General features: G+C 70.8%; 14 protein-coding genes and 1 pseudogene. 8 read left to right on the plus strand and 7 right to left on the minus strand.

From position 1 onward, the window contains the following. Positions 1 to 402: 402 nt before the first annotated feature. Positions 403 to 1,701, minus strand: coding sequence for an aminotransferase class III-fold pyridoxal phosphate-dependent enzyme (locus GEV07_23950; GenBank protein MQA05637.1), 1,299 nt, complete (start codon positions 1,699 to 1,701; stop codon positions 403 to 405). Positions 1,702 to 2,030: 329 nt separating this feature from the next. On the opposite strand from GEV07_23950, the pseudogene GEV07_23955 reads away from it, so the two are divergent. The 6 genes and pseudogenes from GEV07_23955 (at position 2,031) to GEV07_23980 (ending at position 6,890) form a co-directional block, all read left to right on the plus strand. After that, positions 2,031 to 2,109 (plus strand): annotated as a pseudogene (locus GEV07_23955) (general stress protein). 16 nt (positions 2,110 to 2,125) lie between these two features. Further along, positions 2,126 to 3,547, plus strand: coding sequence for a HAMP domain-containing protein (locus GEV07_23960; GenBank protein MQA05638.1), 1,422 nt, complete (start codon positions 2,126 to 2,128; stop codon positions 3,545 to 3,547). A 118-nt stretch (positions 3,548 to 3,665) separates the two neighbouring features. After that, positions 3,666 to 4,334 (plus strand): response regulator, encoded by a 669-nt coding sequence (locus tag GEV07_23965; GenBank protein ID MQA05639.1) that lies wholly within the window; start codon positions 3,666 to 3,668, stop codon positions 4,332 to 4,334. 36 nt (positions 4,335 to 4,370) lie between these two features. Then, positions 4,371 to 5,318: an ATP-binding cassette domain-containing protein gene (locus GEV07_23970; protein ID MQA05640.1), complete on the plus strand. Its 948-nt coding sequence runs from the start codon at positions 4,371 to 4,373 to the stop codon at positions 5,316 to 5,318. Beyond that, positions 5,318 to 6,091, plus strand: coding sequence for an ABC transporter (locus tag GEV07_23975; GenBank protein ID MQA05641.1), 774 nt, complete (start codon positions 5,318 to 5,320; stop codon positions 6,089 to 6,091). The genes GEV07_23970 and GEV07_23975 overlap by 1 nt, the downstream gene beginning before the upstream one ends. Positions 6,092 to 6,149: 58 nt before the next feature. Continuing rightward, a complete protein-coding gene (locus GEV07_23980; protein ID MQA05642.1) occupies positions 6,150 to 6,890 on the plus strand; it encodes an ABC transporter in 741 nt (246 codons plus the stop codon). Here GEV07_23980 and GEV07_23985 read toward each other — a convergent pair. From GEV07_23985 to rplS, 6 genes are all read right to left on the minus strand, one after another. Continuing rightward, positions 6,832 to 7,476, minus strand: coding sequence for a TetR family transcriptional regulator (locus GEV07_23985; GenBank protein ID MQA05643.1), 645 nt, complete (start codon positions 7,474 to 7,476; stop codon positions 6,832 to 6,834). The genes GEV07_23980 and GEV07_23985 overlap by 59 nt on opposite strands. Before the next feature lie 860 nt (positions 7,477 to 8,336). After that, positions 8,337 to 8,657 (minus strand): DUF2469 family protein, encoded by a 321-nt coding sequence (locus tag GEV07_23990; protein ID MQA05644.1) that lies wholly within the window; start codon positions 8,655 to 8,657, stop codon positions 8,337 to 8,339. Continuing rightward, on the minus strand, positions 8,654 to 9,361 hold the full coding sequence (locus GEV07_23995; GenBank protein MQA05645.1) for a ribonuclease HII: 708 nt from the start codon (positions 9,359 to 9,361) through the stop codon (positions 8,654 to 8,656). Before GEV07_23995 ends, GEV07_23990 begins: the two co-directional genes overlap by 4 nt. Continuing rightward, entirely contained in the window at positions 9,358 to 10,371 is a 1,014-nt protein-coding gene (gene lepB / locus GEV07_24000; GenBank protein MQA05646.1) for a signal peptidase I, read from the minus strand. Before lepB (GEV07_24000) ends, GEV07_23995 begins: the two co-directional genes overlap by 4 nt. Next, positions 10,170 to 11,102, minus strand: coding sequence for a signal peptidase I (gene lepB, locus GEV07_24005; GenBank protein MQA05647.1), 933 nt, complete (start codon positions 11,100 to 11,102; stop codon positions 10,170 to 10,172). Before lepB (GEV07_24005) ends, lepB (GEV07_24000) begins: the two co-directional genes overlap by 202 nt. Positions 11,103 to 11,188: 86 nt before the next feature. Then, positions 11,189 to 11,551, minus strand: coding sequence for a 50S ribosomal protein L19 (gene rplS, locus GEV07_24010; GenBank protein ID MQA05648.1), 363 nt, complete (start codon positions 11,549 to 11,551; stop codon positions 11,189 to 11,191). A gap of 190 nt (positions 11,552 to 11,741) precedes the next feature. Between rplS and GEV07_24015 the strand changes: the two genes are divergently transcribed. Both GEV07_24015 and GEV07_24020 read left to right on the plus strand, forming a co-directional pair. Then, entirely contained in the window at positions 11,742 to 11,975 is a 234-nt protein-coding gene (locus tag GEV07_24015; protein MQA05649.1) for a hypothetical protein, read from the plus strand. Next, positions 11,914 to 12,768 (plus strand): hypothetical protein, encoded by an 855-nt coding sequence (locus GEV07_24020; protein MQA05650.1) that lies wholly within the window; start codon positions 11,914 to 11,916, stop codon positions 12,766 to 12,768. The genes GEV07_24015 and GEV07_24020 overlap by 62 nt, the downstream gene beginning before the upstream one ends. Positions 12,769 to 12,796 lie beyond the last annotated feature (28 nt).

The following is a 12,796-nucleotide window of genomic DNA, read 5'->3' on the forward strand; positions in this document are numbered from 1 at the left end:
CATCGCCACCGGGCACGGGCACTCGACCGGAACGCCATCGCCACCGGGCACGGGCACTCGACCGGAACGCCATCGCCACCGGGCACGGGCACTCGACCGGAACGCCATCGCCACCGGGCACGGGCACTCGGGCCGGGAGCGGACCGCCGCCGAGACGTCAGTGATCGGACCGTCGGCGGGCGGCGGTGGTCGGCCGGAACGCGATCATTGCCGGGGCCAGCGCTCGAGCGGCGGGTGCGGTCGGCGTCCCGGCGGGGGCTCGGTCGGCGGGATTGTCGCCGGCTTGGGGGCTTGTGGTCGGGGTGTGGTCGGCGGTCGGGGACGGAGGGTGCGCCGGGGCCCACGGCGCTGGGTGGTGTGGGCTCCGGCGCGGGGTTGCGCGCTCCTGCGGAGGCGGCGGGCTTACGGCAGGGCGGCGAAGGCGTCGGCCAGGGTGGATAGGCCTTCGTCGATCTCGTCGGCGGTGGTGGTCAGGGGTGGGGCGATGCGGAGGACGTTGCCGTACAGGCCGCCCTTGCCGATCAGGAGGCCGCGCTCTCTGGCTCGCTCGGTTACCGCTGCCGTCGCGGTCTTGGCCGGGGTTCTGCCGTCGGCCTCGACCAGTTCCACGCCGGCCATCAGGCCCTTGCCCCGTACGTCGCCGATCACCGGGTGGCGTTGCTGCAGGTCGCGCAGCCCGGCGTGCAGGCGGCCGCCCACCTCGTGTGCGTGCCGCTGCAGGTCGTGGTCCCTGACGTAGTCGAGCACCGCAAGTGCCGCGCTGGACGCCAGCGGGTTGCCGCCGAAGGTGGAGATCGAGTTCGCCGACACCGCGTCCATCACCTCGCCGCGGGCCACGACGCCGCCGATGGCGAGGCCGTTGCCGAGGCCCTTGGCGAACGTCATTGTGTCCGGCACGACGCCGTGCGCCTGGATGCCCCAGAAGTGCTCGCCGGTGCGGCCCCACCCGGTCTGCACCTCGTCGGAGACGAGCAGGATGCCGTAGTCGTCGAGCACCTTCTTCATCGCGCCGAAGAACCCGTCCGGCGGTGTGGCGAACCCGCCGACGCCCTGGATCGGCTCGGCGATCAGGCACGCGACGTCGCCCGCGGTGGTCGTCTCGATCACCTCGCGCAGGTCGTCGACGCACGCGGCGATGTACGCGTCGTCGGGCAGGTGCCCGAACGGGCTGCGGAACCGGTAGCCGGAGTGCACGTAGCTCACGTTCACCGGCGTCAGGCTGGACGCGGACCAACCTCGGTTGCCGGTCACGCCCATAGCCGCGTACGACCGGCCGTGGTAGCTGTTGCGCAGCGCGAGGATCTGGTTGCTGCGGCGGTACTGGGTCGCGAGCAGCAGCGCGGCCTCGTTCGCCTCGGTGCCCGAGTTCGACAGGAAGACCTTGGCGTCCGGGATGCCGGACAGCTGAGCGATCCGTTCCGCCAGCTCGACCTGCCGCCTGATCAGGTAGAGCGTCGACGTGTGCACGACGCCGGTGTCGAGCTGCTCCTGGATCGCGGCACGCACCTCGGGCACCGCGTAGCCGAGCATGTTCGTCAGGATGCCGGCGAAGAAGTCCAGGTACGTGTTGCCCTCACCGTCGGTGACCCGACGTCCCTCACCGGACACCAGCTCGATCGGCTGGTCGTACAGCAGCGCGATCCAGTCCGGCAGTACCGCCTTGTGCCTCCCCAACAGGTCCGCGTGCTCACCCACGACCATCGCCTCCTCACTGATGAGAGCCTTCTCATGCGGCTCTCATCGCATTCGTCGTTGCCTATGACAGTCTCGTACACATGAGCTTCCTGAGGCGACCCGGCCGGTTGGCGATCGTGCTGCTGCTGCTCGGCTGTGCGGTGCTCGTCGCCGCGGTCGTCACCGTCCGCAGCACCACCGGCGGGGGCGCCGAGCCCTCGCTCGGCCCGGCGGTAAACGTCTCGTCGACACCGGCCTCGTCGACGAGCACGCCGGCGTCGACACCGACCGACGACGATGACGACGATGACGACGGCGCCAGCCCGGTCTCGCCCGGCAGCCCGTCCAGCGCGGGTGACGACGATGACGACGATGACGACGGCGGCAAGGGTCGTGGCCGCGGCAGGGGCGGGGACGACTGAGCGCGGCCGCTCCCCCGCACAATGAACCGATGAGAGTCAGCGCCAGAGCCCGCATCCTGTCGTGGATCCTGCTCGTCGTCGCCGTCGCACTGCTGCTGTCGATCCTCGCCACCCGGGCGATTCTCGGCGCCGGTCTCACCGACCGGCTCGACCACGAGCTCCAGCAGGAGGTCGGCGAGTTCCGGGCCTACGCGGAACAGACCCCGGCCGCCGACGTCGACGAGCTGATGGCCGGCTACCTGCAGGAGAAGCTGCCCGACAGGTACGAGACGTTCTTCAGCGTGGTCGGCACCACGGCGGCGCGGCGCACCTCGCACGACCCGCCGGCGCGGCTGGACCAGGACGAGGCGCTGGTACGTGAGGTGGCGCAGATCCGTACCCCGTCGTACGGCTGGGCGGACTCGTCGGCCGGGCGGGTCAGGTACGCGGCGATCCCCGTGCGGCTGGCCGGGGATGCCCGGCTGGGCCACCTGGTCGTCGCCGAGTTCTACGACCTCGCCGCACAGGAGAACAGCGCAACGCTGCGGGTGCTCACCCTCGTCGGCTTCGGCACGCTGGCGGTCGCCGGCGTCATCGGCTGGGTCGCGGCGGGCCGGGTGCTCGCGCCCGTCCGGCTGCTGCGGCAGACCGCAGAACGGGTCAGGGACGACGACCTCACCGGGCGCATCGACGTCAAGGGCAACGACGACATCGCCCAGCTCGCGCGCACCTTCAACCACATGCTCGACCGCCTCGAGCAGGGTTTCGCCACCCAGCGGCGGTTCCTCGACGACGCGGGCCACGAGCTGCGCACCCCGATCACCGTCGTGCGCGGGCACCTGGAGCTGATGGGCGACGACCCGGCCGAGCGCGAGGAGACGCTGGCGCTGGTCAACGACGAGCTGTCCAGGATGAGGCGCATCGTGGAGGACCTGCTGCTGCTTGCGCGTTCCGACCAGCCCAACTTCCTCTCCCCCACCGACGTCGAGCTGGCCGACCTCACCGTCGGCGTGGTGGCGAAGTCACGCGCGCTCGGCGAGCGGCGGTGGGGCGTCGACCAGGTTGGCGAGCGCATCGTGGTGGCGGACGGCCAGCGGCTGACCCAGGCGCTGATGCAGCTGACGGCGAACGCCGTCGCGTACACCGAGGTCGGTGACGGGATCAGCGTCGGCAGCGCCGTACGGGACGGCCGGGTGCTGTTGTGGGTACGGGACACCGGCGCCGGGCTGCCACCCGGCGACCACGAGCAGCTGTTCGAGCGGTTCACCCGCGGCGGCGGGGGCCGTGGCAGCGGAGCAGGGCTCGGCCTGGCGATCGTGCAGTCCATCGCGAAGGCACACCACGGGGTGGTGCGCGTGGACAGCAGGCCGGGAGCCGGGGCAACCTTCACCCTGGACCTGCCACTGCGCGAGTCCGGCGACCAACCGACGGTGCCGCTGGACGTCGTCGTCGAAGGAGGCGATCGCGGATGACCGGCCGCCCGCGAAGGAGCTCGACGAACGAGCCGGAGGTAGGGGCCGCCCCACGGCTCACCGCACCACCCGACCACGCCGCGGCACCTGCCGGAGGGGAGAGAGGAGACGGTCGCGGATGACCGGCCGCATCCTGATCGCCGAGGACGAGACGCGCATCGCGTCGTTCGTGCAGAAGGGGCTGCGCGCGAACGGGTTCACGACGAGCATCGCGTCCGACGGGCCGTCGGCGTACACGCTGGCCCGCTCCGGCGCCTTCGACCTGCTGGTGCTCGACATCGGTCTGCCGGAGGAGGACGGCTTCAGCGTGCTGCGCCGGCTGCGCCGCGACAAGGTGACCCTCCCGGTCATCATCCTGACGGCGCGCGACGAAGTCGCCGACCGGGTGGCGGGCCTGGAAGGCGGCGCGGACGACTACGTGCCCAAGCCGTTCGCGTTCGAGGAGCTGCTCGCGCGGGTGCGGCTGCGGCTGTACGCCGAGCACACCGAGGAGCCCACCACGCTCACCGTCGGCGGGATCGCCCTCGACCTGCGCACCCGCAAGGCCACGGTCGGCGGGCGGGTCGTCGAGCTGAGCGCCAGGGAGTTCGCGCTCGCCGAGCTGTTCGTCCGCCACCCGGACCAGGTGCTGTCGCGGGAGCAGATCCTCAGCCACGTCTGGGGGCTCGACTTCGACCCAGGGTCGAACGTGGTCGACGTGTACGTGCGCTACCTCAGGCGCAAGCTGGGTGCCGACGTGATCGCCACCGTGCGTGGCATGGGGTATCGGTTGGTCGCCGAGCCCTGACGTTATTCCGTTGCGGTGTCGGTACGGCTCGGTAGCCTGCGAGCTGTGGCAGATCCCGTACCGCAGTCGCTCATCCATGCCCGCGGCCTGGTGAAGAAGTTCGGTTCGTTCGAGGCCGTACGCGGCATCGACCTCGCCGTCCGGCCGGGAGAGTTCTTCGGTTTCCTCGGCCCCAACGGCGCGGGGAAGACCTCGACGATGCGGATGATCGCGTGCGTCTCACCGCCCACCGCCGGTGAGCTCTCGATCCTCGGCATGGATCCACGCAGCCACGGGCCGGAGATCCGCGGCCGGCTCGGCGTCGTCCCGCAGGAGGACACCCTCGACACCGACCTCACCTGCCAGGACAACCTCGTGCTGTACGCACGGTACTTCGGCATCCCGCGCAAGGTGGCGAAGGCGCGGGCGGCCGAGCTGCTGGAGTTCGTACAGCTCAGCGACCGTGCCCGCGACAAGGTGGAGCCGTTGTCCGGCGGCATGAAGCGGCGGCTGACGATCGCCAGGTCGCTGGTGAACGAGCCCGAGGTACTGCTGCTCGACGAGCCGACGACCGGGCTCGACCCGCAGGCGCGACACCTGGTGTGGGACAAGCTGTTCCGGCTGAAGACCGAAGGGGTGACGCTCGTCCTCACCACCCACTACATGGACGAGGCGGAGCAGCTCTGCGACCGGCTGGTGGTGATGGACGGCGGCATGATCGCCGCGGAGGGTTCGCCGCGTGCCCTGATCGAGCGGTACTCGACCCGGGAGGTCGTCGAGCTGCGATTCGACGTCGCCGACCACGCCGACGTCGCGCCGAAGCTGGAGGGCATCGTGGACCGCCAGGAGGTGCTGCCCGACCGGGTGCTGCTCTACACCGACCGCGGGGACGACGCGCTCGCCGAGGTGCACGACCGCGGCCTCACCCCGGTGAGCTCGCTGGTACGGCGCAGCACGCTTGAGGACGTGTTCCTCCGGCTCACCGGCCGGACGCTGGTGGATTGATGCAGTCGCTCGCGCACCGGGCGTTCGAGTGCTACCTCTACACGTACCGGCGCACCTGGCGCGGCAGCGTGTTCTCGACGTTCGCGCTGCCGCTGGTCTACCTCGGCGCGCTCGGGCTCGGCGTCGGCACGCTCATCGACGACCCGGCCACCAACCAGGCGCTCGGCGGCTCGTACCTGACCTTCCTCGCGCCCGGGCTGCTCGCCGCGTCCGTGGTCACCGTGGTGATGGGCGAGAGCACGTGGCCGGTCATCTCGCAGGTCAAGTGGGAGAAGACCTTCTACGCGATGCTGGCGACCCCGCTGCGGGCCGGCGACATCGTGCTCGGCAACCTCGCCTGGATCGCGATCCGGGCGGGCATGACGTCGGCCGCGTTCCTCGTCGCGATGCTGGCGTTCGGCGTCGTCCACACGCCGCTGGCGCTGCTGACCGTGCTGGTCGGCATCCTCACCGGGCTCGCGCTGGCCACCCCGGTGTACGCGTTCGCGATCACCAGGGAGAGCGAGTCGTCGTTCTCGTTGCTCTACCGGCTGGGCAGCGTGCCGCTGTTCCTGTTCTCCGGCACGTTCTTCCCGGTCGCGGAGCTGCCGTCGGTGATCCAACCGGTCGCGTACGCGTCGCCGCTGTGGCACGGCGTCAACCTGTGTCGCGAGCTGGTCGCGGGCGACCTCACCCCGTGGCTGGCGCCGCTGAACGTCGGCTACCTGCTCGCCTGGGCCGTCGTCGGGTTCGTGCTCGCCAGGCGCGGCTTCCAGAAGCGGCTGGTGGTGTGACGTGATCGCCACCACCGTCGCCGTCCGGACGCTGGCCAGCCGCGGCAAGGGCCGGCGGATGTTCGAGCGCAACGTCGTCGCGTACCGCAGGGGCTGGTGGGTCTTCGGCACCGGCCTGCTCGAGCCGATCTTCTACCTGTTCTCGCTCGGCATCGGCCTCGGGGCGCTGGTCGGCACCGTCGCGGTCGGCGGCCGGGAGATCCCCTACCCGGTGTTCGTCGCGCCCGCCATGCTCGCCGTCTCGGCGATGACCGGGGCGCTCACCGAGACCACGTTCAACATGTTCCACCGGCTGAAGTACGCCAAGCTCTACGACGCGATCCTGGCGACGCCGATGCGGCCGATCGACATCGCGCTCGGCGAGATCAGCTGGGCCCTCGCCCGCGGCGGCGCGTACTCGGCCGCCTTCCTCGGCCTGATGGCGGCGCTCGGGTACATCGAGTCGTGGTACGGGCTGCTCGCCTTCCCCGCGGCCATCCTGATCGGGTACGCGTTCGGCGCGGTCGGCATGGCGCTGTCCACCTTCATGCGCAGCTGGCAGCACTTCGACTACGTCGGCTTCGTGATCGTGGTGCTGTTCCTGCTGTCCGCGACGTTCTTCCCGCTGGACATCTACCCGGACTGGCTGCAGCCGGTCGTCACCTGGACGCCGCTCACCCAGTCGGTGGCGCTGATCCGTGAGCTGACCACCGGCGAGCTCTCCGCCGCCACCGTGGTGCACGTCGTGTACCTGCTCGTCCTCAGCGTGGCCGGCTCGGTGGGGGCGACGGTGCGGATCGACCGGCTGCTGCGTCCGTAGCCGCTGCCTCCTCCAGGCAGAGCCGTAGCACACCCGTCCGGAAGGCGGCGCCGGCCGCGGCGCTGGACATCCGGCCGGCGGCCACCTCCTGGCCGGCGGCGTGGCCGAGCGCGATGACCGCGGCGACCAGCCACTCGGGCGAGGCGCCTGCCGCCAACACGCCGTGTTCGGCGGCGTTGTCGAGCTGCCGGCGCAGCCCACCGGTGATCGGCTCGTGCTCGGCCACCACGTCGGTCCGGCGCACGCCAGCGAAGAGCCCGGGGTTGAGCAGCGCCGGGTAGTCGTCGATCAGCTGCCACGCGCGGATGAGCCACGCCTCGAGCCCGGCCGCCGGGTCCGCGGGTAGCTCGTCGTCGAGAGCGCCGGCCACCTCCGCGACCAGGTACGCCACCAGGGCCTCGTACAGCGCCGGCCGGCCCGGGTAGTGGCTGTAGAGGGTCTGCCGGCTGAGCCCGGCGGCGGCCGCGATCTCGGCCATCGAGGGATCCCGGCCGCGGCCGAGCAGGTCGAGCGTGACGGCGTGGATGCGGGCGACGTTCGCCTCGGCGTCGCTGCGGCGGGTCCGGCGCCGGGTTTTCTCTGACACAGTTGTCAAGAATAGCCGTCGCGTCTACCCTTGACAGGCATGTCAAGGAAAATCGCACCGCTGCGCTCGGAACCCGACCTGGTCCGCTACCTGACGGACTACCCGGCGGAGATCGCCTTCGGCGACGAGACACCCGACGCCGTCTTCGACCGCTACCACACCGCGGACTACGTGGTCGTCAGCGACGGCCTACCGCTCTACCGGCAGCGGATCATCGACCACGCCACACCGGCGCGCAAGCGAGCGCGGTCGGTAACCACCGAGATCCACGACGCAGTCGTGGCCGGGGACGTGGTCGCTGCCCGCTACGTGCTACGTGCTGACCGCCGAGATGCGCAAGGGCACCCGCATAGTCACCGAGATCCACATGTTCGGCCGCCTGGCGGCGGACGGCCGCCTGCGGCACGCCGACCAGCTCACCCGAACCCTCGAGAGGTGACCACCGCGGCACTGGAGCCCGCCGTGCGCCGGGAGGTGGCCCGCGGGCGCTGGAGCCTCTCGCGCCTCCGCGAGGTGGCCGTTGCCCTGCGGGCGACCACAGCGCTGGAGCCCGCCATACCCCGGGAGGTGACCACCGCGACACTGGAGCCCGCCATACCCCGGGGAGGTGCATGTGGGCGCTGGAGGTCGCCGCGCCCCGGAGATGCCTGCGGGTGCTGGAGCCTGGCGCGCCTCCGCCAGGTGGCCCGGGGCCGCTGGAACCCGCCATGTCCCGGGAGGTGGCCGCGGGCGCTGGAGCCTCTCGCGCCTCCGCGAGGTGGCCGTTGCCCTGCGGGCGACCACAGCGCTGGAGCCCGCCATGCCCCAGTAGGCGTCGCAGCGCTGGAGCCCGCCACACCTTCGCCAGGTGACCGCGGCGGCTAGAGGTCGTCGTCCTTCGGGAGTTCTAGGTCGCTCTTCGCGAGTTCCTCGATGTTGACGTCCTTGAACGTCACAACTCGGACATTTTTCACGAAGCGCTTGCTGCGGTAGAGGTCCCACACCCAGGCGTCGGTCATGGTGACCTCGAAGTACACCTCACCAGTGCCTGACGTGCGCACCTGCAGCTGGACGTCGTTGGTGAGGTAGAAGCGGCGCTCCGTCTCCACCGAGTGGGTGAACAGGCGCAGGACATCGCGGTACTCCTTGTAGAGCTGCAGCTCCATCTCGGTCTCGTACCGCTCGAGATCCTCGGTGCTCACGCGCGTCCTCCTCTCCGCGAACCAGCCGGTGCGCCAGCCAACCTACCCCGTCCGCCGGCCATCGCTTGCTGGACGTTGCCGAAGATACGCCGATGCTCCGGACACGGCCCGTGCTCGTCCAGGGTCTGTTGATGTCCACCGGTGACGTACCCCTTGTGCACGTCGAAGCCGTACGCCGGGTACTCCTCGTGCAGCTCGGCCATGATCCGGTCCCTGGTGACCTTCGCGATCACCGACGCCGCCGCCACACAACCGATCACCGCATCCCCCTTGGGCACCGCCAACCCCGGCACGTTCAGCCCGCTCACCGGGAAGCCGTCGCTGAGCACGTACGCCGGCGGTGTCTCCAACCGCACCAGTGCCCGCCGCATTCCCTCGATGTCCGCGACGTGCATGCCGAGCCGGTCACACTCGGCGGCGGGCACCACCACCACGCTCCACGCGACCGCCCGCTCGAGGATCTCCGCGTACGCACGCTCCCTCGCGTTCGGGGTGAGCAGCTTGGAGTCGGCGAGACCGGGCACCTCCTGCCGGCGGCCGACCGGCAGGATGGCCGCGGCCACCACCAGCGGGCCCGCGCACGCCCCCCTGCCGGCCTCGTCCACCCCGGCCACCGGGGCCAGCCCGGACCTGGCCAACGCCCGCTCGTACCCGTAGAGGCCGGAGTCGCGGCGTACCCGGAACGTCTGCGCAGCGTCGATCACGGACCCGCTCCCGGGGCGTCGCGCAGCGCGCGGCGTTCGTACGTACCCGGGGTGGACAGGCCGCGCCAGTGGTCGGTCGGCCAGATGACCACGAACGCGCGGCCGATGACCTCGTTCTCTGGCACCGTGCCGAGATGGCTTTCCTTGACGTGCTCCCGGGAGTCCGCGGACAGCGACCGGTGATCACCCATCACCCACAGCCGGCCCTTCGGCACGACCACCGCGTTCTTGCCCTTGAACTCCTCCCGGCAGGGCTTGTCGCCCGGGAAGAGGTACGACTTCTCCTTCAGGCGGGTGCCGTTGACGAACATCGCGTAGCCGGCCTGCGTACGTCGGCACTCCACCCGGTCGCCACCGACGCCGACGACGCGCTTGACGAAGTCCTTCTCGCCGACCGGGGTGCCGCCGAACAGCTCACGCAGCCACTCCGCGCCCCGCGCCACCGGGTGCTCCGGCTCCTCCACCCGGATCTCCGGGCTGAACGACCCGGTGCCGTCGAACACGATCACGTCGCCGCGCTCGACCTCGCCGAACCGGTACGACAGCTTGTTCACCAGGATCTTGTCGCCGACCTGCAGGGTGTTCTCCATCGACCCGGACGGGATCACGTACGGCCCGACGACGAAGCCGCGTAACAGGGCGGTCAGACCGAGGACGAGCACCACCATGATGGCCAGCTCACGGAGTAGGCCACCCTTCTTGTCCTCGGGCTTCTCTTTCGCGCGGCTGTAACGTGCTCTGCCCCGGCGGTCGCTCATCCAAAGGAGGGTATCCGGTAACGGGTCGCCCACACGCGTGGGCGTGGCGGTCAGCGCGGCAGCAGTGGGTCCTGCCGCCACCGGCCCCGCAGGCCGCGCACCACGCCGACGCCGACCAGCGCGGCGGCGAACGTCGCCGCGGGACTCCCGTGCCCCGATTCGGTCAGCAGCCCGTCCACCGCGGCCCCACGGAGCTGCCGCTGCTCGAACGTGCCTGGCGTGGGAAGGGTGCGCCAGTGCCTGGTCGGCCATACCACGGCGAAGCCGCGCCCGATGACCGCGTCCTCATGAACGGTGCCGAGATGACCGTCGTCGACGTGCTCGCGGGAGTCCGCGGACAGCGCCCGGTGGTCCCCCATCACCCACAGCCGGCCCTTGGGCACCACGATCGCCCGGTCGCCCTTGAACTCCTGCTCGCAGGGCTTGTTGTCGGGATAGAGGTACGAGTCCTCGTCCAGCCGCGTCCCGTTGACGAACATCGCGAAGCCGGTGGTCGTGCGGCGGCACTCCACCTTGTCGCCGCCGACGCCGACGATCCGCTTGACGAAGTCCTCCTCGTTGGCCGGGGTGCCGCCGAACAGGTGCCACACCCACTGGGCGGCCTCGACCACCGGGTTCGCGTCGTCGTCGGACTTCACCTCGGGGGTGAACGACCCGGTGCCGTCGAACACGACCACGTCACCGCGCTCGATGTCGCCGAACCGGTACGACAGCTTGTTCACGAGGATCTTGTCGCCGACCTGAAGCGTGTTCTCCATCGACCCGGACGGGATCACGTACGCCTCGAAGACCAGGCCACGCAGCAGCGCGGTCAACACCAGCACGAGGCCGGCGAGCACGGCGAGCTCGCGGAAGAACGCGCCCTTCTTGTCACGTTCCGGCTGGCTGTCCCGCCCGGTACGGCGGCGCCTGCTCGAGCCCGCGGATCGATGCCGTCCCGACGCCCCACCCGGTGGCGCAGCGGTCTCCAGATCGTCGGTCATCGCGCTGAGCGTATCCCCCTCGGCAGCCTCGCCTGCTCACCATCCGCCACGGACCGGCAGGCCGAGCTGCCGGCAGGACGGCGTCGTCAGGAGGCCGAGGAGGAGACCTGGCGACGCTCCTTGATCTTCGCGGCCTTGCCGCGGCGGTCGCGCAGGTAGTAGAGCTTGGCGCGCCGCACGTCGCCGAGGGTGGCGACCTCGATCCGCTCGATCGACGGCGCATGCACGGGGAACGTCCGCTCGACGCCCACGCCGTAGCTGACCTTCCGTACGGTGAACGTCTCGCGCACCCCGGCGCCCTGGCGGGCGATCACCGCACCCTGGAAGACCTGGATACGGCTCTTGTTGCCTTCGACGACACGGACGTGAACCTTGACGGTGTCGCCGGCACGGAAGTCGGGGACGTCCGCGCGCATGGAGGCGGCATCGATCTCGTCGAGGCGGTGCATGATGGGTCCTTAACAGGAAATCGTGGAGTCCTCTGGGCCGGCCGGTCAGCGGCTCGGGCCCTTCAAGTTTGCCACACCCCCGCGCGGCAGCGAAATCAGCCCTGGTCGGTAGCCACCGCGGCGGGTCGGCGGCCGGCTAGGCTGACCCACCCGACCCCGCACTCGGCCGGCGAGGAATGGCGTTCTGAGGATGACCGATTCGTCCGCCGACAACCCGTACCTCGACCACGACAATGGGGTGCTGAGGAACAGGTACGGCATCACGAACCGCCACATGCTCGAGCTGCAGGTGCGGCTGGACGCCTCCGCGGCCGAGCTGGAGCTCCGTCGGCACGACACACCGATCCGGTTCAACGCCCGACCTGCAGGACCTGCACCGCGAGCTGTTCAAGCGCAGCTACGACTGGGCTGGCGGCCTGCGTAGCAGGGAGATCGGCATCGGCGACAACTCCGGCGTACCGAGCGCGCAGCTCACCGCCCGGCTGGAGGTGCTCTTCGGGCAGCTGCGCCGTGAGTCGGAGCTGCGCCGGCTGACCGACGGTGCCCAGTGGGCGGACCGGGCCGGCTACTACTGGGGTGAGCTGAACAGGTGCCACCCGTTCGCGGACGGGAACGGCCGGTCCAGCCGACTGTTCCTGCACCAGCTCGCCAAGGCGGCGGGCCACCAGGCGGACTGGCAGGCCGTGGTGGAGTGGCACTGGCACGGCAAGCCGATCGACGGCTCCGCCGGCGGCACCCAAGCCGTCGACGAGGCCTCGAAGGCCGCCTACCGCGGCGACTACGAGCCGATGCGGGGCCTGCTGCAATACGCGGTGACCGGCAGCGGCGACCGGGCGTCCGCGCCCCGCACGGACCTCGACGCGCTCGACCACAGCCTCCGCCAGGAGCTGGACGCCGTTACGCAGGCGAAACTGCGGGGCGGACCGGGTACCGACGGCATCCGCCTGCTCCACGAGTCGACCGAGCCAGCGGCCCTGTTGGCCGCGTTGCGGGACAAGTACGGGCAGCCGAAGCAGGGCCACGGACATGGTGAACCGGCAACCGCCCGCCGCTCGGTACTGCGCCTCCGTCGACGTGCCCCAGGCAGCCGCGACGACCGCAGCGGCCCGCCGCCGAGATCCTGGTCCCCCACACACCCGGTGAACACAGCCGATGATGTCGCCGCACCCACACCGAACACGACCAGCCCGGCCAGGCACGCCGGGCACTACCGCTGAGCAAGTCCGGCCAGCGATCGGCGCAGCC

The sequence above is a fragment of the Streptosporangiales bacterium genome (assembly GCA_009379825.1).
Taxonomy (GTDB): Bacteria; Actinomycetota; Actinomycetes; order Streptosporangiales; family WHST01; genus WHST01.